Origin of the sequence: Sporocytophaga myxococcoides (assembly GCF_000775915.1) — a bacterium.
GTDB classification, from domain to species: Bacteria; Bacteroidota; Bacteroidia; order Cytophagales; family Cytophagaceae; genus Sporocytophaga; species Sporocytophaga myxococcoides_A.
Genome location: NZ_BBLT01000004.1, coordinates 1 through 24,102 on the forward strand (window position 1 = coordinate 1; position 24,102 = coordinate 24,102).

The window sequence follows — 24,102 nt, forward strand, 5'->3', positions numbered from 1 at the left end:
TAATATAATAAGTACCAGATGTTGAAATTACATTGGCATTAGCTAGTGCTGTAGTTGCTGCTGCATCTGTAAAGTATGTATAAGTCAATCCGGCTGTTGAACCTGTTGTTACTCCGGCTGTTGTAATGTTTACCGTATTTGGTGAACACACAGCTGCAGGATTAGTAACTACTACTGTTGGCGTTGGATTAACTGTTACTGTTACCGGCTTAATATCAAAACAACCCGTAGCTGCGACTGTACCTCTTATATAATAGGTACCTGAGGTTGCAACTGCCGCTGGTGTTCCAAGTGCTGTTGTTCCCGCTGCATCTGTAAAGTATGTATAAGTCAGACCGGCTGTTGAACCAGCTGTTACTCCTGCTGTTGTGATGTTTACCGTATTTGGGGAACATACGGCTGCCGGATTAGTAACTACTACTGTTGGCCTGGGGTTAATTGTGACTACTACCGGCTTTATATCAGAACATGTTCCTGAGTTAGTACCTTTTATATAATATGTCCCAGAAGTAGCTACTGCTGTATAATTCACTAAAGGAATAGTACCTGCTGCATCCTGCCAGTAAGTAAATGTAAGCCCAGGTGCATATCCGGAAGTGGAACCTGCTGTTACAGCAGGAGCAGAAAGGTTCACAGTATTGGGAGAACAAACCGTCTGATTGGTAGTAACTACTTTAGGAGGTACATCACAAATACACAACTTAACCTGTCCTATACAATCTGCACAACTATTTGCAGCACTTCCTATTCTAGCTCCTATATTAGGTCCACAATAATTAATTTGATTTGAGGTCGTCAAATTAAAATTAATTAAATTAACCCGGCTGATATTCATTTTGGCACAATTACCTGGCCCACCAACAAACGCAAAAGGGTTTGAAGAACTTACAGTCAAACCTTCACCTGAAGCAGTGCCAGTAACGTTTAATAGTGAACCTTTGTCAAATCTGAAATTGCCTGATGTAGGAGATTGAATGTTAGCTGATTTTGCTTCGATAAGTCCCCTATTGTATGCAATTCCATCATTCAACTCAAACGAGTTTGCAATAATCTTCGATTCTCCGCATGAATTATCTAAAATGTTACCTGCACCTTGAAGTCTGAAATAATCTTGGGTAATTACTGTTCCTGCATTATTAAAATTATTAGCCAAATCAATATTAATATATCCCTTCATATCAAGTGTAGCTCCATACCTTATATTAATAATACTATTACTAACACGCATCCCTTGACCAGCGGGTGTCGTAATTTTCATAGTTCCATTGGTATCCACATCCAGATCCAAAGCTCCAGTAATAGCATTTGTGGTAAGGTTCAATGTCTTATTTTTGGCTGTATAGAAATAAGCCTTAGCATTCCAGCTTCCAACAGAAATATTATTATTTCCATAGGACTCAAACCTAAAACCTGTGTTATTGACATTAAAGCTATTAATTGTAACGCCGTCCACACAGACTTTAAGAGAGACATTATTATGACCCAGATTAAAATTAACATTCCCTGCAGGGACTGAAGTTATACAGATAGTTTGCCCGGCAGCAGTAGAGCTAATATTTGTCGCCGAAGTATTGACTGTACATCCTGTACATTGGCCATAAGCATTTATTTCTACAAATAGAAAAGAAATAAAAAAAGCCAACCAGCATAAAAAATGTTTCCCGTGATCCATTTTATTAATTTTTTCTAATTCAGTCAAAGAAATAAATCTGTATTTGTAATTAATGGTGATGGTCGTTTGCGTCTGCCCCTCTGGAATTCATTGATTAATAACCGATGAGCCTCATAAGACTATAGTCCTTCGACAATCACTAAGTTGTGTCCTCCTAATATGTCATTTAGATTAAAAGTGTAGTACGAAATTTGCCTTTTCAGGTTAATAAATATTTGAAAATTAGATTAAATAAGATTAAAAAGTTATAAACAAATAAACTTTACCAAAGCACAAAAACCGTTTATCGAAACCCTTCTGATTTTCATCTAAAAAAAATATTTTCATTCCTCTAGCTTATGAATATTTAAACAACATTAGTCACGCAATACCCGTATCCTCACTAAGATTCAGTTTTTTAGATTTATGATAGCACGAGTATTCTGGCTGTTAGCCTCTGGTATATTTCTCTATTCCTGCATTAATATTAATGTCGGTGAAGAGACTAAAAAAGAGCCTAAGACAAAAAAGGTCAGGGCTTCATATCGTTCCAATAAATTTCACAATAGTAAGAAGCATTATCATAAAGTTGATGACGTGTATACCAATAATAAAGGAAAGAAAAATGCATCTGCTGCTCAGTATAAGAAACAACAGGCTTCAGCTTTGAAGAATCTCAACAAAAACAAAAAATACAATAATGTAAACAAACCTGATACTTCTTTTGAGCTGTATTAATCATCACTTTTTTAAACTTTAGAAAATGAAGATTTACATAAAAAGCCTTATACTGATTACGTTGATATTAAACTCAATTGAGTTAAAATCTCAGGATATTCAATTTTCCCAATTCTACAATGTACCATTGTACATGAATCCTGGATTTGCCGGATCATTGCATAGAACAAGAGTCAGTTTTCACCAGAGGTTACAATGGCCGAAACTTGATGCTAAATATACTACTTCCGTTTTATCCGCTGATACTTATTTCTCCAAATATAAAAGTGGTGTTGGACTGATGGTTTTACAAGACAATCAGGGAGGAGGGCAAATAAGTAGCACTGAGGTACACTTTATGTATTCTTATGAAGTGAATATAAACCGAAAATGGACTTTTAAGCCGGGAATTGAAGCAGCTTATGTTTCAAGATTTCTCAATTATGCAGAACTTAGGTTTCCTCACCAATTCAATAATACACAAGGTCTTGTCAGTGGAACAGACCCGCAGGATTTACTAAATCGAGCAAAAGCTTATGCAGACTTATCAGCAGGAGGAATTTTATATACAAAAGAATTCTGGCTGGGATTTGCTGGCCACCATGTGAACACTCCGAACCAGTCTTTTGATGGAGGAGCTAATGTAAGTACTCTTCCCGCTCAATATTCAATTGTCAGCGGTTATAAGTATGTTTTATTTCAAAGGGTTTCGATGCAGCATGACAAAGAAGAAATAAGTGTCACTCCTACTTTTCAGTATAAATGGCAAGGTAAATCAGACCAATTGGATCTTGGATTATATGGAGCTGTAAATGAGTTCTTAGTTGGTTTTTGGTACAGGGGTATTCCTATTAAGAGGTATGAACAAAGAATACAAAACAATGAATCTATCATTGGTTTTGTTGGATGGAAAGGAGAAACGCTCAGAATCGGTTATAGCTATGACCTTACCGTATCAAGATTGGCCAGAGCAGGCACCGGTGGTTCACATGAATTCAATTTAACTTATGTTTTCCCTAAGAAACATAAGAAAAAAATTATGAAGAGATTGCCTTGTCCATCATTCTAATCAACTTAATTTCAATAAAAAAAGACTTTAAGGAATCTGCCTTAAAGTCTTTTTTTTATTGATAAAAAGGAATCCTATAAACTATTCTTTTACCTATTTCAGATTCTTGCATTAATATAAATAGGAATAAGAATACAATCTTTAACAACTTCTATCAAACCTTTAGAATAATCCTCTTAGCTTCATTATCAGTTAACAGCTAAAAGTATTTTTAATTATAGTTCTTAAAATAAAACGGATAATCATTTCCCAAATTGAAGTTCACTTTCCTACTATTTTAAACTTCTGCGATAGACGTTGTATCAATGCTTCTGCAGGATCCTTCAACGCAAAAAATCAATGCTTTCAGAGAGCCTACTGTCAGAAGAGTAATATATGTAGCTTTCTTTCTCTAGCAAATATCTATGCTAGAAAATTATTTTTGATCCTCATAATGCTGCAGGAAATCAGGAAAGAGGTTATAAACAAAAAGAGGTTGCGTGCCGCAACCCCTTTTAAAAACTAAGTAAAATATATAATTTTTATTCTATAATTTCTATTTCAGTTCTTCGGTTCATTTGTTTATTTTCAGGAGTATCATTAGGCATAATAGGTTTTGTTTCTCCGAATCCTTTCGAAGTCAACCTGGAGCCTGCTATATTTTTACTTATAAGATAATCGACTACAGCTTTAGCACGTGCATCTGACAACCTGAGATTATGATCATCATTTCCATCACTATCTGTATGTCCGGAAATGAGAATTCTGATACTCTTATTATTATTCAACAGCTCTACCAACCTCTCAAGCTCAGCCTCAGACTCTTTTCGAAGTGTTGCCTTATCAACATCAAAGAAGACGTTTCTTAAGACAATTTTGGTTCCCTTCTTCAATTGTTCCATACAGATCTGATCATCGATTTCCTGATAATGCTCAAGAAATGGAATATCTATATTCTTAGAATAGAAAACATAACCAGGTGCCTCTACACTTACACCATAGTTTTTTCCCGCAGGAAGAATAACTATATAATTACCAGTACTTGAATTAGGCGTATAGATACCAATCACCTCCTGTGTAGTATTATCTGTAACGGTTATCTTTCCAGTAATCGGGCTATTTAAGTTACAATTAAGTATCTTTCCTTTTAACACAACCAGAGCAGCTTCAACATCTGTTCTTTCAAGCATATAAATATCTTTTTCACCATAGCCTCCCTCTCTTTCAGATGCGAAATAAGCCCTCTTGTTGTCGGCAGACCACACAAAGAAAACATCATCATCTGCAGTATTGATAGGATATCCGACATTCACAGGTTCAGTAAGGATAGCCCCGGTTTCAAGATTTATAGTACAAGAAAATATATCATATCCTCCCATAGATTTATGTCCTTTTGAACTGAAATAAAGTGTTTTTCCATCCGGGTGAATGAAAGGAGCATCTTCATCATATTTCGTATTTATTTTAGGGCCAAGATTGATTGGTTTAGCATACTCACCATTAGGTAATTTTCTTGCCATATAGATATCACGCCCTCCCTCCCCTGGTCTGTCACTGGTAAAAAATATAATTTTCTTATCCGGCGTAATACTCATATCAGACTCCCAGGATTTTTTGGTATTTATGTTACGGCCAATATTGCGTGGTGCAGACCATTCAGTTCCCATTAAATCACTGACAAACAAGTCTCCATTATTTTCTTTAGACCATCGGTATATAAATAATTCCTGCCCATCTGCAGAAAGACCTACAGAACCATCATGAGAATCTGTATTGATTCCGTTTCCCAAATCCTGAGGTTTGGTCCACTCTCCATTTACTTTATTTGAGATGTATATATCCTCAAAGTATTTATTATCCTGTATATCTATCTGGCCACCAGTGGTGGTGTCTCTTCTGGATATAAATATTATAGTGCTTTCATCTGCGGATATGGAAGGGTGATAATCTGGAAATTTTGAATTGACATTTGGACCAAGATTGGTAATTTTTACTTCTTTGGGATTTTTCATCAATTCTATTCCATTCTCACAATTGGCAATAAGTCTTTCTGCAGTCTGCTTATCAGAAGGAACATTTTTTTTGTATGTATTCAATAATGTTATAGCCTCTTGAAATCTATGAGCAAGATGATAAGAAACCGCAAGATAATAATCGAGGTCAGAATACTTAACCCCTCCCGATTTGGCCTTCTCCAAATATGGCAAAGCTTTAAGCTTTTGATCTGTGTGATTATAACACAAACCCACTGAATAAGAAATTTCAGGATCATCAGGCTGTAAACTGTCAGCTATTAAAAATAAATTCAAAGCTTTTATAAAGGCTTCCTGATCTCCGGACTTACCAATTCGAAAAAAATTAGCAGCCTCATCAGTTAATCTTTTTACTTCCTTCTTATTGCTCTGGGCATTTGTATTAAAATGAAAAAGCAACAAAAGAAGGAACAGGAAAAACTTCAGTCTATATTGAGTAAACATTGAAAAGATTTTTTTAGTATCAATTTAATACGTAACAATTTAATTAATATGTTAAATATTTGCAGAAATTTTAAAAGAGAGATAAATATTGTTAATAGGTAATTAGTGGCAATTAGTCTCCAAAAGGTATATAAAAAACAAAGGTCCTTAGTAACCTAAGGACCTTTTGAGGTTCCGAGCGGATTCGAACCGCTGTAAAAGGTTTTGCAGACCTCTGCCTAGCCACTCGGCCACAGAACCATGTTTTGGTGATGCAAACTTATAACAAATACTTCTAACTTCAAAAAAAAATAACATTTATTATAAAATAGAAATGCTCTTACGAGCATTTCTATTTATAGGAAAAGATTATTCTCCGTCTTCTTTTTTCTTAGCTTTTGCTTTTTTCTCAGCAGTAGCCTCGTCTTTATTCATTTGCTTCTTAAGATCAGAAAGTGCTTCTAAATCTCCAAGAGTTGATTTCTCAACCTCAGGTAAAGATGCTTTTGCAGGAGCTTTTGCTTTTGCAGTTTTCTTAACTTCTTTCGCTTCTTCAGCCTGTTCTGCTGCAGAATGAACTCTTGTATGAGATAGAACAATTCTCTTCTCATCTTTAGAGAACTCAAGAACTTTGAAATCTAAGCTTTCTCCAACTTCAGCTGTTTTACCATCTTGTTTAACAAGATTTTTTGCACTTGAAAATCCTTCGATTCCGTAAGGTAGCTCAAGCACAGCACCTTTATCATTTTTCTGGATGATAGTTGCTTTGTGAGCAGAACCTACAGTGAAGATTGTTTCGAATGTATTCCAAGGATTTTCCTCTAGTTGTTTGTGTCCCAAAGCAAGTCTTCTGTTTTCAGCATCCAGCTCAAGAACAACAACATCAAGTTTATCTCCTACTTTAACAAATTCAGATGGATGTTTGATTTTCTTTGTCCAACTTAGATCACTTACGTGAACAAGTCCATCGATACCTTCTTCAAGCTCGATGAAAAGACCGAAGTTTGTAAGGTTTCTCACAACTCCTGAATGCTTAGAACCTACTGCATACTTAGTAAGTACATCTTGTTTAGTCCAAGGATCTTCAGTTAATTGTTTGATACCAAGAGACATTTTTCTTTCTTCTCTGTCAAGAGTAAGAACAACAGCCTCTAGTTCATCACCAACTTTGATGAAATCCTGTGGATTTCTCAAATGCTGAGACCATGACATTTCAGAAACGTGGATCAGACCTTCAACTCCTGCAAGGATTTCAAGGAATGCGCCATAATCTGCAACGTTAACAATTTTACCTTTAACTTTTGAACCAACCTGAATAGTCTCAGGAAGTGAATCCCAAGGATGAGAAGTAAGTTGTTTCATACCAAGAGAAATTCTTTTCTTCTCGTCATCAAAGTCAAGTACAACAACATTAACTTTTTGATCAAGTTTAAGAACTTCTTCTGGATGATTGATTCTACCCCATGAAATATCAGTGATGTGCAATAAGCCGTCAACTCCACCAAGGTCAATGAACACACCGAAGTTTGTCATATTCTTGATAACACCTTCAAGTACTTGTCCTTTTTCAAGGTTGTTAAGGATCTCAGCTTTTTGCTTCTCGATATCTTTCTCGATAAGTACTTTGTGAGAAACTACTACGTTATCGTTGGTATAGTTGATTTTCACAACTTTTACCTCCATTTTCTTGCCAACAAACACATCAAAATCTCTGATTGGTTTCACGTCAATCTGAGAACCTGGAAGGAATGCTTCAACGCCATAGATGTCTAGTATAAGACCACCTTTAGTTCTTCTTTTAACTATTCCTTCGATAACGATATCGTTATCAAGTGCTTTTTGAATATTGCTCCAAGCCTGAACAATCTTAGCTTTTCTTCTTGATAAGATAAGCTGTCCCTGAGCATCTTCCTGATCTTCTACAAATACTTCTACTTCTTGTCCCACTTTCAGATCTTCAACATCACGAAACTCTGACAATGGAACTAATCCGTCTGATTTAAAGCCTATATTAAGGATCACGTCTCTGTCTGTGATACCTACAACAGTACCTTTAACAACTTCTTTCTCATTTACCTGGGTGATTGTACCTTCGTAAAGAGCCTCCAATTCTGCTCTTTTCTTAGCATCATAACCTGAACCGAAACCTTTGGTATCAAAGCTTTCCCAGTTAAAATCTTCTTTTGGTTTTGCCATAATAATTAATAGTCTGCCCTATTTACATCAATCGCCGGGCAATACGACTGAAATTTTGGTTTAACATAAAATAGTTTTATCTGCCTTTAATCAGCACCGCTTTATTCTCAAAAACGGAGTGCAAAGGTAAGAAAATTTCTCACAATTCTAAAATCACTGATTTATAGAAGATTTTAATTTTAAAAGATTTGATTAATGGAGGATAACTTATGTGTATAAATATTTTTCTCCTTATTGAAAATTCCATTTTCATCAAGCATATCTATTCTTACTTCTCCAGATGCATGGATTATCACATTCTGATCAAGCAAAATACCAACATGAATGACTTTACCGTGAGCATTATGAAAAAATGCAAGGTCTCCTGGGAGACGCTCTGAATAGGGCTTTTTAAAACCACACTCTGCCTGGTGGTATGAATCTCGTGGTAATTGTTTCCCACAGAGTTTCATTACTTGTTGAGTAAAGCCAGAACAATCGATTCCAAAATGAGATTTTCCTCCCCACATATACGGGGCTGCAAGGTAAAATTTAGCAGTACGCTCAAGAAATTTCAAATCCGGAGTATGATTAATAAATTGAGCTTCACCGTCATATCTGAGGATATTTTTCCCGATAATCACGGTACCGTTGTTATAAAATGGAAGTGTACTTCCCATTAAAATCGGAAAATATTTCCCATTTCCTTGAATCACTCCCATAACATCTTTACAAACTGGCCATTGTAGTTTTTGGTATTCAGTGAAATACTCCTTTCCCACCGGTTCATATTGTTTTGAATCAATCCAGCCTTTATACTGATCCTGAACGATTTCTATGTAAACCCATTTTCCATCTTCAGACTTATTCAATATTGTAAAAAGTTCTCCAAACAATAGTTGTGTTCCGATTTCACTCTTGTCAGATGGTTCTAATTTAACAGGCACTACACTCAAACCACAGACTCCGTAAATTTCCAGTAAAGGCTCTTGATGCATTATTTATATAATTTTTTTCAGCTTAAATATAAAAAAATAAACTTACGGTTAATAACGATCTCTTTCAAGCTCTCTTCTAACATCTTTTGCCTTAATATCTTCCCGCTTGTCATAAAGTTTTTTTCCTTTACCTAAGGCTATTTCCAATTTGGCAAACCCTCTGTCATTTACAAACAAACGGACCGGAATAATAGTGAGCCCTTTTTCATCTCCTTTTATAAGCAGTTTTCTTAGTTCTTTTTTGTTGAGCAACAGTTTTCTATCTCTCAATGGTTCATGATTATAATAACTTCCTTCTGTATAAATCGAGATATGCATATTCTTGACATACAATTCATTCCCTTTAAAAAAACAAAAGGCATCCTGAAAATTTACTTTCCCCTGGCGAATGGCTTTGATTTCTGTGCCTTTAAGAACCATTCCTGCGGTAAAATTTTCAAGAAACTGGAATTCAAATCCTGCCTTTTTATTTCTGATATTGATATCTGATGATATTTTTTCCTTTGCTGCCATTTTTTAAAAATTCATTCTTGGATCAGGTACTAATGCCTGACTACTAAAATCTCCTTTAACATATTTAAAATGTGCTGCCATTGCAATCATTGCAGCATTATCTGTGCAATACTGAAAATCAGGAACGTAAACTTTCCATCCTTGAGTATTAGCCTCCATTTCAAGCACTTTCCTTAATCCTTTATTAGCTGACACTCCACCAGCAATGGCCACTTCCCTGATTCCTGTTTCCTGAACTGCTTTTCTGAGTTTTCTCATAAGAATATCAATTAGAGTATATTGAATACTTGCACAGATATTATTAAGATTTTTAGCAATAAACTGTTCATCCTTCATTGTATTATTTTGAAGAAAATAAAGAATTGCAGTTTTTATACCACTAAAAGAAAAATTCAATCCGGGCGTGTCGACTTTTGGAAAGGTATAGGCTTGAGAATTTCCTTCTTGAGCATATTTATCAATTAAAGGTCCACCCGGATATGGAAGTCCCAATAATTTGGCCGATTTATCAAAAGCTTCTCCTACAGCATCATCTTGAGTTTCTCCGAGAATCTCCATTTCCAGATGATTTTTAACCAACACTATCTGAGTATGTCCTCCACTCACTGTCAAACAAATAAAAGGAAATTCAGGTTTTGGATCATCAATAAAATGAGATAAAATATGCGCTTGCATATGGTTCACTTCAATAAGAGGTACATTAAGCCCCAACGCAAATGACTTTGCAAAAGAAATCCCAACCAGTAAAGATCCTAAAAGACCTGGGCCTTTAGTAACAGCAACTGCATTTAGCATGGATTTTGTTATATTTGCGTTTAGCAATGCCTGATTGACAACAGGAATAATATTTTGTTGGTGAGCTCTTGAGGCAAGTTCAGGGACAATGCCGCCATATTTAATATGCACATCTTGCGTTGCTACAATATTTGAAAGAATTTTACCGTTGCCAATTACCGAAGCCGCAGTCTCGTCACAAGATGATTCTATTGCTAAAATATAAGGACCCATTTATAAATTTTGAATACAAGGCGAAAATACCTGATTTTTTTTAAAAGGTTAACAAAAACCATCTCATTTACTGCATTAGGTATTATCCTTTTGCTGATGGGGATGATTTTTGCCATTCGCTCCCCAAAAGTACAAACTTGGGCTGTTAATAAAGCCTCTTCCTATATTTCAGAAAAATTACATTATCCTATTTCTGTAAAATATGTAGACATTAACTGGTTTGACAAGATTATTCTGGAAGGTCTGGAAGTAAATGACACTCACAATGGGAAAATGATCTCGGTTGGTTATGCAAAAGTTGATCTGAATTTTCTTAACCTCCTTTATGGTAATGTAGCCATAGACAAAATAAGCCTGGCAAATGGAAAAGTTGAAGTATTCAGATACAAAGATGGTGGCATCAACATATCCGACTTTGTGGCAGCTATCCAGGACCTTTCTGCCTCCTCTGACACTTCTGCAACGCAGTCAGCTCCTTTTGTGATTGAAGCGGTCAATGTTGAGAACATGCTTTTCTCTTATCATGATTTCAGAAAAGAAAAAATCACCTACGGATACGACTATTATCATTTTGCGCTCACTGATATTTCTGCTGACGCGACCAAACTTAAGTTCTTTAAGGATACTGTCCAGATAAATGTACATAGATTAAGCACTAATGACAGGCAAACCAAACTGAATGTTCATCAGCTTACAACCCTCTTTACCTTTACGAAAAGGAACATGGAGTTCAAAGATCTTTATGCTGAAATTGGTGAAAGTATTGTTAAAGATTATGTCCGTTTCGATTACAACACAATTGATGATCTGGGAGATTTTAATGAACAGATTGTCATGACTGGTAATATCAATCAATCAGTAGTAACCAGCAGAAACCTTTCACACTTCGCCCCGGATCTGCAAGGCTATAATGACATTTACACGCTTTCGGGAAAATTTAAAGGAAAGGTCATCAATTTTTCTGTAAACAATTTTGATCTGCAATTTGGTAACAGAAGCAGAATGAAAGGTAAAACCAAATTTGACGGTTTACCTGAACTGGAGCAGACTTTTATGGATCTTAATTTTAAAGAAACAGACATTTACGCTGCTGACATACAACAATATGTGGGTGATGATGCTGCCAACTTTCTTAAAAAACTGGGGAAAATAAAAGGCAGTGGAATATTTACCGGCTTCCTAAACGACTTTGTAGCAAAGGGAAATTTCACAACCGGCCTGGGCGTAGTAGAATCGGACATCAATTTAAAGATTCAGGAGAATACGCATCCCAAAGCACATTATAAAGGAAACCTAGTCACAAAGTCTTTCAACCTCGGTAAACTTGTAGGATATGAGAATAAAGTTCAATTGCTTGACATGGAAGGAACAATCGAAGGCAAAGGATTCACTTTGGACGATGCAGAAGTTTTTATAAATGGGAAAGTCCACAGGATCGGAATAAACAACTACAATTTTAAGAATATCACAACTACTGCAAAGCTAAGTAAGCAGTTTTTTAATGGAGCTGTAGCAATAAAGGACAGCAACATCGTGCTTTCTGTTAATGGGGAAGTAGATCTAAACAAACATAAAAATCACTTTAATATTCAGGCCAATCTTGAGAAAGCTAATTTGAAAGCAATTAACCTTTCTTCAATAGAGACTTTTGTGAAAACAGAAGCGTATTTCAATTTCACAGGAATGACATTGGATGAAATATTCGGTAAAGCAATTTTCAGAAATAGCTATCTGGTTTATAAAAACCGAGAAGTATTTCTTGATTCTATGCAAATAATAAGCTCAAAAACAGATAGCATAAGGAATTTCTCTGTAAAATCAGACCTTGCAACTATACAGGCTGAAGGTAATTTTAACTTTACCACACTAGCTTCAAACATTGAAACTTTATGGAATGAATATGAAATGACTGCCAGGAATAAAAGGAGTGAACTTGATAAATATTATGCCAACAAGAAGAAAACTTTTGACCAATACCGGCTTGATTTTAAAATCAACCTAATAGATATCAATGCTATTTTAGCGATATACCTTCCCAAGCTCTATCTTTCTCCTGGTGTTAATATTGAAGGAGATTTCACATCAGGGTATTCAAGTACCCTCAACCTTTATACAAAGGTTGATACTTTGTATTACAATGAATATGAGTTATTAAAAACAGAAGCACAAATCTCCGCTTCCAAGCTTTCAGACAGCAGCCATGTGCTCGCTATGTTCTTTGTAAAATCAGATGAGCAAATTCTTAAATCTTTTACTCCAACCAAAAATCTTCAGATTGAAGGCATCTGGAACGGAACCCGAGTAAACTTCACTTCACAGATAGCACAAAAAGGAAGCAGTAACTCTGCTAAGCTATCAGGCAATCTTGATTTCAATGAAAACCACAGAGTTGTAAATCTTAACGATAATTCTTCCCTGAATCTTCTGAATAAGAGATGGAAGATTCATCCATCCAACTCTATTACTTTCAATTCTGAAAAAATCCTATTTGAAAATTTTACTGTTTCCAACAACAAACAAACAGTAAGTCTGGACGGTACATTATCAGAGGTTTCTTCTGACGAGGCTTTTCTCAAAGTAATTGACTTTCAGCTAGAGACCATAAACCCGTTATTGACAGACGTTTCATTAAAAGGTGTCCTTACAGGATCAGTGAATATTCATGATATATTCAACAACCCTAACCTAGGAAGCAGTTTATTTATCAATGATTTACATGTAAACAATTTTTTAGTAGGTAACATTATCGGTACATCTTCATGGAATACTGAAAAAAGTGTTCTGGACCTTGATGTAGAAGTCGAGCGGTTGAGCAACATTATAATTAATGTAAAAGGTAATATTCAACCAGGTAAAAACGGTAAAAGTGAAAACCTTAACCTCATTGCTGAATTAGACAAAGCGGATCTGGATCTACTTAATCCTATATTCAAGGGCGTATTATCTGAAGTTTCGGGCAAAATAACAGGAAATTTCACCATTGGAGGCTCTCTGAAAAACATTGTGCTGAAAGGTAATGGGAATGTTCAGAGTGGCAAATTCAAAGTAGATTACCTTGGCACAACTTATTATTTCTCTGACAATATTTATTTCGACGAAAACCTGATAGGATTCAAGAGGTTAAAGCTCAAAGATTCAGAAGGGAATAATGCTGTTTTAGATGGTGGTATTTTTCATGATAACTTCAGAAAATTTGTAGTAAACCTAAAAGGCTATCTCGATAAGGTTTGCGTTTTGAACACTACAGAAAAAGACAATGAGTTATTCTATGGAAAGGCGATAGTAAGCGGAAATCTGGAGATTTTGGGTGCTTTTTCGGATTTGAAAATAACAGCCAATGCCAGATCCCAGAAAGGTACAAACATACATATTCCTCTGACAGAATACTCTACAGTTGAAGAACAAAGTTATATCACTTTTACAACTTCCAAAAGTAAAGCTGCCATTACCAAAGAAACTGTTGACTTATCAGGAATAACACTTGACTTTAACTTTGACGTAACAACTGATGCGAATATTGAAATCATTTTTGATAAAAAAGCTGGTGATAAACTCAGAGGAAATGGTTCCGGAAATATAAAAATGAGCATTGATACCCGTGGCGATTTCAATATGTTTGGAAATTATCGAATAGAAAAAGGTACTTACAATTTCTCACTAGCAAACATTATCAGCAAAGAGTTTACCTTGCTCCCCAATAGCAGGATCTCCTGGACAGGAGACCCTTATAAAGGGTTACTTGATATCAAGGCCGCCTATAGACAAAACGTTTCCCTTGCCCCTCTAATTGATACAGGAAGAGTAAGAAAAAATCCAGAATTAAAAAACCGATACCCTGTAGATGTACTAATGGGAATTGAAGGAGATTTAATGTCTCCACGTATCAATCTAGATATTGATATCCTTAAGTCTGACCCAAATATGGTGGAAGATGTTATCGAATTTGAATCCAAAATTAAAACCAACGAACAGGAATTAAATAAACAGGTATTCAGCTTACTTATCCTGAAAAGTTTCTCCGCTCAGGACGGATCTTTTAATGGTATTGGAGGATCCAGCGGTAATCTGAGCGAACTTCTCTCTAATCAGCTAAGCAGCTGGCTATCTCAACTTGATAAAAACCTTCAGGTGGATATAGACCTTAATGCAATGAACACCTTTATGTTACGATTCAGTTATACGATGCTGGAAGGTCGACTAAGAATATCCCGTGACGGAAGTTATCAAAACACCAATAGCAGCAATCAGAATAACTTTTCAAGTATTGCAGGAGAGTGGACTATTGAGTACCTTCTTAGTCAGGACGGAAGGCTAAGACTTAAGCTATACAATAAGAATAATAATAACGCACTCTTAAACTCAGTTGCCACTAACAATATCAACAATACCTCTGCAGGCTTCAGCATTATGCACACACAGGGATTTAATAATCTGAAAGAACTTTTCGGAAAAAAAGAAAAACCAAAGAGAGACACCATAATTTTTGATATGGGGGAAGGAAGAAAAATATTCGAAGAGCTGGCTGAGGAGAAAAAAAGAGAACAGGAAGAAGAAGAGAAGAAAAGCAATAATACGATTAATAATACTACTATCACTCCTCATAGGGAAGAAGACGAAGCTGAAGCTAAATAAATGAGAATCTTTATTTTATTTTTTATCTCATTAATAAGTTTTGCATCCACGGCCCAGGATACTATCTCTGCAATAAATAAAAAAAGACTTATACCTGTCACCACAGGCATTGTAGGATTATATACAGCAAGTATGATTGGTCTAAATGAGCTTTGGTATAAGAATAACCCAAGAAGTTCATTCCACTTTTTTGACGACTCCGGGGAATGGAAACAGATGGATAAGCTGGGCCATGCTACTACTTCATTTCATGAAAGCCGCTTTGCTGTTGATGTTCTCAAATGGAGCGGAGTACCAAAGAAAAAGGCTTATATCATAGGAGGTCTGGCAGGATTCGTATTCCAGACTCCTATTGAATTTCTTGATGCTTATTCTTCCGAATATGGCTTTTCTTGGACAGATGTTGCCGCCAATGCATCGGGTTCTGCCCTTGTAATCGGGCAATACCTCCTTTGGGACGAGCTTAGAATTCAGCCAAAATTTTCATTTCACAAAACAAAATTTGCAAAAGAAAGACCTAACGTTTTGGGAAAATCGCTTAATGAACAATTACTAAAAGACTACAACGGCCAGTCATACTGGTTATCATTTAATATTCATTCATTTCTTCCAAATAAAGAAAGTAGATTTCCCCAATGGCTAAATATTTCATTAGGTTATAGTGCTGAAAATATGATTTATGCCCAAGACGTCCAGAACAAGGCTGCAGGATATGATCCTTACAGACAGTATTTTCTAAGTCTTGACATTGATTTCACTAAAATAAGAACCCGAAGCAAAGTATTGAATTTCATTTTTGATTATGGCTTAAACATACTGCATGTTCCTGCTCCGGCTTTGGAATACAGCAGAAAAGGATTTAAATTTCATCCTGTTTACTTTTAAAACTATGAAACCAGGAGATAAGGTCAGATTTATACATGGGAAAGAAGAAGGAATTGTCAGAAAAATCATCAATTCCAGAGACGTTGAAGTAGAGATCCAGGATGGATTTCTTATTCCTGCACTAATAAAAGAACTTGTGGTGGTTGCATCAGCAGAAAGCTTTATTGCAGCAGAAGAACCCGGACAGGAAATTGCACCCGAAAGGCTCAAAACGGACGGCATTTATCTTGCCTTTGTTCCTTTCAATGATAGAATTTATTCCATTCAGCTTATAAATGAAAGTGACCTTGATATTTCGTTTACCTTCGGCAGCCTGACTGATGAAAATTATATAGGTATTAGTACCGGAAACCTGAAAACAAAAGCTCATATCAAAGTTGGAGAAGCATCTGTAAAAGATTTTGATTCCTGGCCATCATGGATAACACAATGTCTATATTTTAGTTATGGACGAACTATTTACAAAGAGCCACTGGTAAGAAAACTAAGCATAAAAGCATCAACTTTTTATAAAAATAAAAAGCTGATTCCTCTTATAAATGAACAAGGTTATCTGTTTAAAATTGATGATAAACAGACTCCTATAAATAAGGAAAAACTTGTTCAGGAAATGTATTCTGCTCCTCAGGAAGTAAAAGAATTTTCCAGACCAGCTCCTGAAATAGACCTTCATATAGAAAAACTAACTCCTGATCATTTGAAGTTAAACAACAGCGAAATGTTGGAAATACAGATCAGGCATTTTCAGAAAAATTTAGATAACGCAATTGCCTCTGGCATGGATGAAATAACGTTTATTCATGGAGTTGGCAACGGAATTTTGAAATTAAAAATTCAGGAAATTTTAAGCAGAACCAAAAACATAGTCTATTTCAAAGATGCAAAAAAAGAAAAATTTGGATATGGCGCGACGCTGGTAAAGATTAACTAAAACCAGAAAGCTTTGGGGATTGTAAAATCAGATATACATTTGTAATTGAATGCAAGCCATCTTATCGTTCCGACTTTTGAGTCGGGAAGGAAAGTCCGGGCAACAGAGAGCACCATACTTCCTAACGGGAAGGCTTTTCATAGTTTTATGAAAGGACAGAAAGTGCCACAGAAAATTACCGCCTTGCAAAAGGTAAGGGTGAAAAAGTGAGGTAAGAGCTCACTCGTTTTGCAGTGATGTAAAATTGGGGTAAACCTTATGGGTTGAAAGACCAAATAGGTTCCGTCTACAACAGAGTTGCTCGCTCTGATTCCGGCTAACGGAATGGCGGAATGGGTAGGTCGTTTGATTCCCGATGGCGACTTCGGGACCAGATAAATGATAAGACAAGACAGAACCCGGCTTAACGGCTTGCATTTTTTTTATTTAATCTTTAAAACCGAACAACGGCACAAACATGGCTCATATTCTAATAATAGATGACGAGAGGAGCATCAGAAGCACTCTGAAAGAAATTCTGGAGTTTGAGAAATATCAGGTAGATGAAGCAAAAGACGGGGAAGAAGGTATGGCATTAATTGAAAAAAATAATTATGACCTGGTACTTTGCGACATTAAAATGCCTAAAATGGATGGCATGGAAGTACTTGAAAAAGCTCTTGAACTCGGGAAAGACACTCAATTTATCATGGTATCTGCCCATGGCAGCATTGAAACGGCTGTAGAGGCTACTAAGAAAGGCGCCTTTGATTTCATTCAAAAACCACCGGATCTTAACAGACTGCTTGTTTCAGTAAGAAATGCACTGGACAAATCAAGCTTGGTAACTGAGACAAAAGTTCTCAAGAAGAAGATCAACAAAACTTTTGACATACTTGGAAAATCTCCTGCAATTGAAGAAGTAAGAAAAACCATAGAAAAAGTTGCACCTACAGATGCAAGGGTTTTTGTCACAGGACCCAATGGTTCTGGAAAAGAACTTGTGGCTAAATGGCTTCACGCGAAAAGTAACCGGGCTAATGGTCCGATGGTAGAAGTCAATTGTGCTGCAATTCCTGGAGAACTCATTGAAAGTGAATTATTTGGACATGAAAAAGGATCATTTACTTCAGCCATCAAACAAAGAATAGGAAAATTTGAACAGGCAAACGGTGGGACCCTCTTTCTGGACGAAATCGGAGATATGAGCCTTTCTGCACAGGCAAAGGTTTTGAGAGCCTTACAGGAAAACAAGATCACTAGGGTTGGTGGAGAAAAAGAAATTAAAGTAGATGTAAGGATTGTTGCCGCTACCAATAAAAACATATTGAAGGAAATTGAAGAGAATCGATTCAGAGAAGATTTATATCATCGTCTGGGAGTTATCCTTATCCAGGTTCCTCCTTTAAATGAGCGAAGAGAAGATATTCCTCTTCTAATTGAAAAATTTTTAGGAGAAACTGCTGACGAATATAAAACAACGCCCAAAAAAATTGACCCTAAGGCTGTAGCTTACCTTCAGACTTTAGAATGGCCTGGAAATATCAGAGAACTGAAAAATGTAGTAGAAAGGCTGATAATAATGAGTGATTCCGTTATTTCTCTTGAAGACGCTCAAAAATATGCTAATAAGTAATTTTTTTGAAACTTTTTGATAAAAAAAGAAAGCTTCCTTAGTTTAAAGAAGCTTTCTTTTTTTATCAACAAAACCGAATATTTCTAAATCTTAACTCCGTCGATTTCTTTTACCTTTAAGGACAGAATCACTTTAAAAAAATCCAGATTAAATTTTTGCTACAGAAGCAGATTTTTTAACTTCTTTAGTGTAGGTCGGGCAAGTTCTGTGAGTTGCGCAAGCAGAAGCTAGCAAAAGCACAAAAGAAAATACAACTAGTGAATACTTTTTCATAAAGTGTTTAATTTTAAATTAGTACCTGAATTCTTTGTAAAATTAATTATTCATTTTCAATAATTAAAACAAACAGCAAATAAAATTAAATCTTTTCGATTTAATTTTGAACTTTTCAAAGACTAGTTTAAGTAAAGCAAATTACAGCCTCTTATGTCAGAATTATCAAACCGGCCAAGCACTTCAAAGTTATTATCATCCGAAATTTTCCCAAGATCCTGACTTTCAATAAATGCACAGGAATCTACATTGGCCAGATCAATAATATTAATTCCACCTGAAGACCTTCCAGATCCTATTGTCAAAGGATCATTAATATCCCGCAATAGGATTTTAAACCAGTCGGGCCCCGAAAAAAAACCATTTCCAGCAGAATATGCCTGAGATAAAAGCTCTGTCATACCATATTCAGAATGAACATTTTTTAAATTCAATCCACTTTTCAGAATTTGATGTAATTCATCCCGAACCAGCTCTTCCCTCCTACCTTTCATGCCACCTGTTTCCATAACGATAAAATCTGACAGATCCGGGTGGTCATTTTCCGCTAAATCCCAGAGGGCAAAAGAAACTCCTATCAATAATTTTTTTGCGGGATTTTCTTTATATTTTTTAAGATTATCAATAAGTAGTTTTTCATTAACGAATCCGGATAACGGATTACCAGACTGTTTAATAAAATGATTGACCATGTAAATCAAAGATGATCCAGGATTTTGCTGGTAAGAAGGCAATAATGCCAATACTATAAAATCAGAAAGACTGCCGTAAAATTTCCTAAAAATTTCTTCACAGTTCTTCAAATAAAACTCAGGATCCGCTACATAATGTCGACTGGTTTGAAAACCGGTAGTGCCGCTGCTATAGAAGATCTGCTTTTCAGAAAAAATGTCAGTTTTTATTTCCTGGGTCTTAAAAAACAAAATCGGTAAAAATGGGATTTCCTCAATCAGAGAGATTTTGCTGGGGTCTTTTCCGAGAAGATCAAGGTATTGTTTATATATCGGGTTATGTTCTGCCTGATATTTGAATAAAAGTATGGCTTTATCGTTAAAGTTTTGATCCGAGATATTGAATAAATCTTTTTTAAAACTTTCTTTGAAGTCCATTATTATTAATAAATTGAATTTAAAATATCAGAAAAGTGAAAGCATACTTCAAACATACTATACCTGTTCTGTTTGTCATAGGTTTATTATTTGCCTGCGACAGAGCTCCGAATTACTCAGAAGTACCTGTCATTAGTTTCAATAAGATCCAAAAATTTAATATTTATAATCCCCTGAGCAGCACCTTTATAGACTCGCTTTCAATATCTATAAATTTTCAGGACGGGGATGGAAATCTGGGTAATATTGAACAAAATGCAACCCATAATTTTATAGCTGAAATCTACATATTAGATACAATCACCAATAGTTTTCAAATAAGCAAGTTCAGTTTTCTGAATGCCAGTTTCCCTCCATTAAATAATACAGGAAAAAAAGGACCAATAGATGGAGTTTTGAACCAGGGAACTAATATGACTACCGTGTTTAACCTAATTCCTGAATTACCTAAAGGAACATTTAAGTTTAAGATTAAAATACGAGATGAAGATGGAAATTACAGTAACTGGACTGAAACCACCCCTATTAACCTAGGCACCAAATAATTGATTACTAATACAATGAAGGATACTTAACAGGATCTGCTTCATTCATTATCTCATACACCAGGTCCACCAGATCTTCTGCATTGGGTTTGGAGAAATAGTCTCCATCGCTTGAATATGCAGGCCTATGTTCTTTGGCAGGCAATGTTCTTGGTGCAGAATCCAGCCACTGATAAGCCTTTTGCGTTTCAAGAACCTCCTTCATCATATAAGCAGTACCTCCACCAGGTACATCTTCATCTGTAAATATTACTCGATTGGTCTTTTTAACAGACTTAGCTATAATATGATGAATATCAAAAGGCATTAAGCTCTGTACATCTATTACCTCAACCGATATTCCCATTTCTTCCAATTGTGCCGCTGAATCCAGGGAGATCTTACACATAGCACCATAGGTGACCACCGTAACATCACTACCTTCTCTTAATACTTCTGGAACGCCTAGGGGTACAGTATACTCCCCAAGGTTTGAAGGCATTTTTTCCTTCAATCGATAACCATTCAGAGTTTCTATAATCAAAGCTGGATCATCAGACTTTAGCATGGTGTTATAAAATCCGGCGGCTTGGGTCATATTTCTGGGAACCAGCAAATATATTCCTCTTAAACTTCCCAGGATCATGCTAATGGGAGAGCCAGAATGCCAGACTCCTTCAAGCCTATGCCCTCTGGTTCTGATAATCATTGGAGCTTTTTGTCCTCCTACTGTCCTGTAATGAAGAGTAGCCAAGTCATCGGAAAGCGTTTGGATTGCAAATAATAAATAATCAAGATATTGAATTTCAGCTATTGGCCTAAGCCCTCGCATTGCTGCACCGATGCCCTGACCAATAATAGAGGTTTCACGAATACCGGTATCCATAATCCTCAGATTACCAAACTTTTCCTGTAAACCTGCAAAACCCTGATTTACGTCACCGATCATCCCTACATCTTCTCCAAAAGCAAAGACTCGTGGATCCTTCCGAAAGAGGGCTTCAAAGTTTGCCTGAAGAACTTCGCGCCCATCTACAAATGGACTGCTTTCATTGTATTCAGGCTTTATTTCTTCTACTTTAATCGCCGCCTGATCCGAATGACTGAAAAGATGAGAACTATATCTCTGGAAATTTTCTTCAGAAGTCCTTTCAACCCAGGCAATTAATTTAGTCCTTGCAGGAAGTTCTTCAAAACGAAGTATTTTTAATGCTTTTTTTACTGCTTTAACTGCATCACTTCTGATTGGATTCAGCGTTTTTTCCAGAGCATTTTTTATTGAAAGAAGAGCCTCTTTCTGAGTGCTTTGAGAGGATGCTTCTTGGATCAAGTAAAGCGCTTCATCCAAATCCCCTTTCATGGATTCAACAAAACTATTCCAGGCACTTTGACGAGCTTTTTTTACCTTTTCAAAAGCAGTATCTTCAATCTCTTTTAATTCCTGATATGTGGCAATCGAATTGTCAAGAATCCACTCTTTAAATTTTTTATTGCAATCAAATTCCTCTTCCCAGGCAAGTCTCTCTTTTGATTTATATCTTTCGTGAGAACCGGAAGTAGAGTGTCCCAAAGGCTGGGCCAATTCCTCCACATGAACCAATGAAGGGACGTGCTGCTCTCTGGCCAGTTGAGCAGCATCTCTGTAGGTACGGCATAAATCTTCATAATTCCAGCCCTTCACCTTAAAGATTTCTATACCTCTTTCAGATTCAGTTCTTTTAAACCCCTCAAACATTTTAGAAATATCAACTTTAGTGGTTTGATATTCCTGAGGAACGGAAATTCCATATCCATCATCCCAGATGGATACAACCATTGGAATCTGCAATACTCCGGCAGCATTGATAGCCTCAAAGAAAATCCCCTCTGCAGTTGCAGCATTGCCAATAGTTCCAAATGCTACTTCATTTCCATTATTTGAAAATCCCTGTATGTCTTTAAGTTCCGGATTTAACCTATACAATTTTGAAGCATAGGCAAGTCCCACAAGCCTTGGCATCTGAGCGCCTGTAGGTGAGATATCCGGACTTGAATTTTTTATTTTGGTGAGATCATTCCAATGCCCATCGTTGTTTAGACTTCTGGTGGCATAATGACCAATCATAAGTCTGCCTCCGGATGCCGGATCTGCAACAATGTCTGTATGAGCATAAAGTTGAGCGTAATACTGTTCAAGACTCAGTTCATCTATAGCCATCATAAAAGTCTGATCTCTATAATACCCTGAGCGGAAATCTCCAAACCTGAAATATTTAGCCATAGCAATCTGTGCCAGCTCTTTCCCGGTTCCGAAAATTCCAAATTTAGCCTTACCTGCAAAAACTTCTTTTCTACCCAAAATACTTGCCTGACGACTTTCACAGAGTATTCTGTAATCATTAAGAATTTCCTCTTTGGTTAAAGTAAGATCATTTATGGTTTCCTGGGTGCTCACTATGTAATAACAGTATTTTTCTAATTAAACTAATATAATTACGTACGTTAAAGTTCAAAAATAGATAAAAAGACTAACCTATCAAATTAAGAATCTGATAGACTTCTTTTTAAATTCATACTCTACTGTTATTCTTACAGTTAAATTATGATTAAATATATTATTTTCTGAAAAATACCTACTCAGAAAAAAATCGGTATTAAATAAAATATTCCTCCACAAAAAATCGGTATTAAAATTGTCACATAATACTTATATTTGGACGGTCTAAATGTTATTTTTTTCAGATTAATTAAAATTAAATAAACCAATGATAAAAAGAATTGCCTCTGTAGCTTTCCTATCCTTCCTGACACTAGGAGCTTTTGCACAAGGTGCTTTTAAATTTACCAGTGAAGACAAACACGATTTTGGTATCGTAGAAGAAGGTATTCAGGCTGAATACGATTTTGAGTTTGAAAACTCAGGAGATGCTCCGATTGTATTAACTGACGTAAGAGCATCTTGTGGTTGTACTACTCCTTCTTGGACCAAGGATCCAATTCCTCCTGGGGGCAAGGGATCAATAAAAGCTTCATACAATAGTTCCGGAAGAATTGGTGTGTTCAACAAAAGCATTACGATTACCTCAAATTCTTCAGAACCTTCCAAAGTAGTTTATATTAAAGGTATTGTTGTAAAAAAAGAAGAACCTAAAGTTGCTTTAACTCCTAAAGAACTAAAGGCAGCGCCTAAATTTTCCCTAGACAAAAACACGCATAGCTTTGGAAAAATTGAAAGAGGACAAAAAGTTGCCCAAAAATTTACTGTTAAAAATATAGGAAAAGCTCCACTTGCGCTTTCATCTTTCCAGTCAGCATGCAGCTGCATAAACCATACACTTGCTTCTGATACAATTGCGCCTGGCAAATCTGCAGTTCTTGAATTAACCTACAATCCGACTTTTGACGGAAAAAACTCTGATATTTTAACCATTTTCACTAACGATCCAAGTAATCCACGTGTAATTGTAACTCTTTCAGGCGAAGTTGTAGAAAGTCTGTCTACTCCGACCCCTTTAAAAGAAGAAAAAAATACAGTTCCATTTGGAAAATAAAAACCTGCAAAGGTCTATATCGTAAGAAAAAACAAAA

General features: G+C 36.0%; 17 protein-coding genes, 1 tRNA gene and 1 other RNA gene. 9 read left to right on the plus strand and 10 right to left on the minus strand.

The window, feature by feature from the left end; translation table 11 throughout:
* On the minus strand, positions 1–1,672 hold a 1,672-nt coding region (locus MYP_RS10265; protein WP_156140490.1), incomplete at its 3' end, for a hypothetical protein.
* A gap of 405 nt (positions 1,673–2,077) precedes the next feature.
* Here MYP_RS10265 and MYP_RS10270 point away from each other — a divergent pair.
* Complete coding sequence (locus tag MYP_RS10270; protein WP_045462696.1) at positions 2,078–2,389, plus strand: hypothetical protein; 312 nt, start codon at positions 2,078–2,080, stop codon at positions 2,387–2,389.
* A 25-nt stretch (positions 2,390–2,414) separates the two neighbouring features.
* Entirely contained in the window at positions 2,415–3,437 is a 1,023-nt protein-coding gene (locus MYP_RS10275; RefSeq protein ID WP_045462699.1) for a PorP/SprF family type IX secretion system membrane protein, read from the plus strand.
* A gap of 521 nt (positions 3,438–3,958) precedes the next feature.
* On the opposite strand, the gene MYP_RS10280 is transcribed toward MYP_RS10275, so the two are convergent.
* The 6 genes from MYP_RS10280 to tsaD all read right to left on the minus strand — a co-directional run bounded on the left by MYP_RS10280 (position 3,959) and on the right by tsaD (position 10,566).
* The gene (locus MYP_RS10280) at positions 3,959–5,893 is read right to left on the minus strand and encodes an OmpA family protein (RefSeq protein WP_045462702.1); all 1,935 of its coding nucleotides are present in this window, start codon (positions 5,891–5,893) and stop codon (positions 3,959–3,961) included.
* Between the two features lie 169 nt (positions 5,894–6,062).
* Positions 6,063–6,133, minus strand: a tRNA-Cys gene (locus MYP_RS10285).
* A gap of 108 nt (positions 6,134–6,241) precedes the next feature.
* Complete coding sequence (rpsA, locus tag MYP_RS10290; RefSeq protein ID WP_045462705.1) at positions 6,242–8,068, minus strand: 30S ribosomal protein S1; 1,827 nt, start codon at positions 8,066–8,068, stop codon at positions 6,242–6,244.
* 179 nt (positions 8,069–8,247) lie between these two features.
* Positions 8,248–9,045, minus strand: coding sequence for a C40 family peptidase (locus MYP_RS10295; protein WP_052430086.1), 798 nt, complete (start codon positions 9,043–9,045; stop codon positions 8,248–8,250).
* Positions 9,046–9,093: 48 nt separating this feature from the next.
* The gene (smpB, locus tag MYP_RS10300) at positions 9,094–9,558 is read right to left on the minus strand and encodes an SsrA-binding protein SmpB (RefSeq protein WP_045462708.1); all 465 of its coding nucleotides are present in this window, start codon (positions 9,556–9,558) and stop codon (positions 9,094–9,096) included.
* A gap of 3 nt (positions 9,559–9,561) precedes the next feature.
* Positions 9,562–10,566, minus strand: coding sequence for a tRNA (adenosine(37)-N6)-threonylcarbamoyltransferase complex transferase subunit TsaD (gene tsaD / locus MYP_RS10305; protein ID WP_045462711.1), 1,005 nt, complete (start codon positions 10,564–10,566; stop codon positions 9,562–9,564).
* 9 nt (positions 10,567–10,575) lie between these two features.
* On the opposite strand from tsaD, the gene MYP_RS10310 reads away from it, so the two are divergent.
* The 5 genes from MYP_RS10310 to MYP_RS10325 all read left to right on the plus strand — a co-directional run bounded on the left by MYP_RS10310 (position 10,576) and on the right by MYP_RS10325 (position 18,629).
* Complete coding sequence (locus MYP_RS10310; RefSeq protein WP_156140492.1) at positions 10,576–15,198, plus strand: translocation/assembly module TamB domain-containing protein; 4,623 nt, start codon at positions 10,576–10,578, stop codon at positions 15,196–15,198.
* A complete protein-coding gene (locus MYP_RS10315) occupies positions 15,199–16,083 on the plus strand; it encodes a DUF2279 domain-containing protein (RefSeq protein ID WP_045462717.1) in 885 nt (294 codons plus the stop codon). It begins immediately after the preceding gene.
* A 4-nt stretch (positions 16,084–16,087) separates the two neighbouring features.
* Positions 16,088–17,014: a Smr/MutS family protein gene (locus MYP_RS10320; protein ID WP_045463794.1), complete on the plus strand. Its 927-nt coding sequence runs from the start codon at positions 16,088–16,090 to the stop codon at positions 17,012–17,014.
* 48 nt (positions 17,015–17,062) lie between these two features.
* An RNA gene (gene rnpB, locus MYP_RS25045) (RNase P RNA component class A) lies at positions 17,063–17,436 on the plus strand.
* Between the two features lie 35 nt (positions 17,437–17,471).
* Positions 17,472–18,629 carry a sigma-54-dependent transcriptional regulator gene (locus tag MYP_RS10325; RefSeq protein WP_045462720.1) on the plus strand — a complete coding sequence of 386 codons (1,158 nt, stop codon included), beginning with the start codon at positions 17,472–17,474 and terminating at the stop codon, positions 18,627–18,629.
* Positions 18,630–18,776: 147 nt separating this feature from the next.
* On the opposite strand, the gene MYP_RS26740 is transcribed toward MYP_RS10325, so the two are convergent.
* Positions 18,777–18,902 carry a hypothetical protein gene (locus MYP_RS26740; RefSeq protein WP_262506754.1) on the minus strand — a complete coding sequence of 42 codons (126 nt, stop codon included), beginning with the start codon at positions 18,900–18,902 and terminating at the stop codon, positions 18,777–18,779.
* A gap of 122 nt (positions 18,903–19,024) precedes the next feature.
* Positions 19,025–20,011, minus strand: coding sequence for an acyltransferase (locus MYP_RS10330; protein ID WP_045462723.1), 987 nt, complete (start codon positions 20,009–20,011; stop codon positions 19,025–19,027).
* Between the two features lie 35 nt (positions 20,012–20,046).
* Between MYP_RS10330 and MYP_RS10335 the strand changes: the two genes are divergently transcribed.
* Positions 20,047–20,556, plus strand: coding sequence for a hypothetical protein (locus MYP_RS10335; protein WP_045462726.1), 510 nt, complete (start codon positions 20,047–20,049; stop codon positions 20,554–20,556).
* A gap of 7 nt (positions 20,557–20,563) precedes the next feature.
* Here the strand turns inward: MYP_RS10335 and MYP_RS10340 are convergent, their stop codons facing one another.
* Complete coding sequence (locus tag MYP_RS10340) at positions 20,564–22,969, minus strand: alpha-ketoacid dehydrogenase subunit alpha/beta (protein WP_045462729.1); 2,406 nt, start codon at positions 22,967–22,969, stop codon at positions 20,564–20,566.
* A gap of 310 nt (positions 22,970–23,279) precedes the next feature.
* On the opposite strand from MYP_RS10340, the gene MYP_RS26370 reads away from it, so the two are divergent.
* Positions 23,280–24,065 carry a DUF1573 domain-containing protein gene (locus tag MYP_RS26370; RefSeq protein WP_045462732.1) on the plus strand — a complete coding sequence of 262 codons (786 nt, stop codon included), beginning with the start codon at positions 23,280–23,282 and terminating at the stop codon, positions 24,063–24,065.
* Positions 24,066–24,102 lie beyond the last annotated feature (37 nt).

Excerpts from the sequence above, each read along its gene's own strand:
- MYP_RS10270 (WP_045462696.1), top strand. The coding sequence starts at position 2,078 with ATGATAGCACGAGTATTCTGGCTGTTAGCCTCTGGTATATTTCTCTAT.
- MYP_RS10275 (WP_045462699.1), top strand. The coding sequence starts at position 2,415 with ATGAAGATTTACATAAAAAGCCTTATACTGATTACGTTGATATTAAAC.
- MYP_RS10280 (WP_045462702.1), bottom strand. The coding sequence starts at position 5,893 with ATGTTTACTCAATATAGACTGAAGTTTTTCCTGTTCCTTCTTTTGTTG.
- rpsA (WP_045462705.1), bottom strand. The coding sequence starts at position 8,068 with ATGGCAAAACCAAAAGAAGATTTTAACTGGGAAAGCTTTGATACCAAA.
- MYP_RS10295 (WP_052430086.1), bottom strand. The coding sequence starts at position 9,045 with ATGCATCAAGAGCCTTTACTGGAAATTTACGGAGTCTGTGGTTTGAGT.
- smpB (WP_045462708.1), bottom strand. The coding sequence starts at position 9,558 with ATGGCAGCAAAGGAAAAAATATCATCAGATATCAATATCAGAAATAAA.
- tsaD (WP_045462711.1), bottom strand. The coding sequence starts at position 10,566 with ATGGGTCCTTATATTTTAGCAATAGAATCATCTTGTGACGAGACTGCG.
- MYP_RS10315 (WP_045462717.1), top strand. The coding sequence starts at position 15,199 with ATGAGAATCTTTATTTTATTTTTTATCTCATTAATAAGTTTTGCATCC.
- MYP_RS10320 (WP_045463794.1), top strand. The coding sequence starts at position 16,088 with ATGAAACCAGGAGATAAGGTCAGATTTATACATGGGAAAGAAGAAGGA.
- MYP_RS10325 (WP_045462720.1), top strand. The coding sequence starts at position 17,472 with ATGGCTCATATTCTAATAATAGATGACGAGAGGAGCATCAGAAGCACT.
- MYP_RS26740 (WP_262506754.1), bottom strand. The coding sequence starts at position 18,902 with ATGAAAAAGTATTCACTAGTTGTATTTTCTTTTGTGCTTTTGCTAGCT.
- MYP_RS10330 (WP_045462723.1), bottom strand. The coding sequence starts at position 20,011 with ATGGACTTCAAAGAAAGTTTTAAAAAAGATTTATTCAATATCTCGGAT.
- MYP_RS26370 (WP_045462732.1), top strand. The coding sequence starts at position 23,280 with ATGATAAAAAGAATTGCCTCTGTAGCTTTCCTATCCTTCCTGACACTA.